The sequence below is a fragment of the Streptomyces sp. NTD91 genome, from assembly GCF_059510455.1.
In genome coordinates, this window is sequence record NZ_JCAJZW010000131.1 from 1 (window position 1) to 1,133 (window position 1,133).

A 1,133-nucleotide genomic window follows, 5' to 3' on the forward strand; every position below is an offset into this window, starting at 1 on the left:
CGTCATCCGTTGCGGGAGCTGGTCACCGCCTCCGATCCCATGCCGTTGCTCGTGGAGCGGGAGCGGGCCCTGTACGGCTCCTGGTACGAGTTCTTCCCACGCTCCGAGGGCACCGCCGAACAGCCCCACGGCACCTTCCGCACGGCCGCGCGCCGGCTGAAGCCGATCGCCGACATGGGCTTCGACGTCGTCTACCTGCCCCCCATCCATCCCATCGGCACGACCTTCCGCAAGGGCCCCAACAACACCCTCACCGCCGGTCCGGACGACGTGGGCGTGCCCTGGGCGATCGGCTCCCCGGAGGGCGGGCACGACGCCGTCCACCCCGCTCTCGGCACCCTGGAGGACTTCGACTTCTTCGTGGCCGAGGCCCGGAGGCTGGGCCTGGAGGTGGCCCTGGACTTCGCGCTGCAGTGCTCGCCCGACCATCCCTGGGTGGAGAAGCATCCCGAGTGGTTCCATCACCGGCCCGACGGCACGATCGCCCACGCCGAGAACCCGCCGAAGAAGTACCAGGACATCTATCCGGTCGCCTTCGACGCGGACATGGACGGCCTGGTGGCCGAGACCGTGCGGATCCTGCGGCACTGGATGGGCCACGGTGTGCGGATCTTCCGCGTGGACAACCCGCACACCAAACCGGTCGTGTTCTGGGAACGCGTCATCGCCGAGGTCAACGGCCCGGACCCCGACGTGGTGTTCCTGGCGGAGGCGTTCACCCGCCCGGCGATGATGCACACCCTCGCCCAGATCGGCTTCCAGCAGTCCTACACGTACTTCACCTGGCGCAACAGCAAGCAGGAACTCACCGAATACCTCACCGAGTTGTCGGGGCGGGCGGCGGCCTACATGCGGCCCAACCTCTTCGTCAACACCCCGGACATCCTGCACGCCTACCTCCAGCACGGCGGCCGGCCCGCCTTCGAGGTGCGGGCCGTGCTCGCCGCGACCCTCTCGCCCTCGTGGGGCATCTACAGCGGCTACGAACTGTGCGAGAACACCCCGCTCAGGGAGGGCAGCGAGGAGTACCTCGACTCGGAGAAGTACCAGCTCAAGCGGCGGGACTGGGAGGCGGCGGCGCGTGAGGGCCGTACCATCGCCCCGCTCGTCACCCGGCTCAACGACATCCGGCG

The 1,133-nt window shown here is 69.0% G+C and carries 1 pseudogene; it reads left to right on the forward strand.

Annotated features, from left to right (window positions below):
* Positions 1–1,133, forward strand: a pseudogene (locus tag AC5WRT_RS38890) (alpha-1,4-glucan--maltose-1-phosphate maltosyltransferase); the annotation flags it as partial.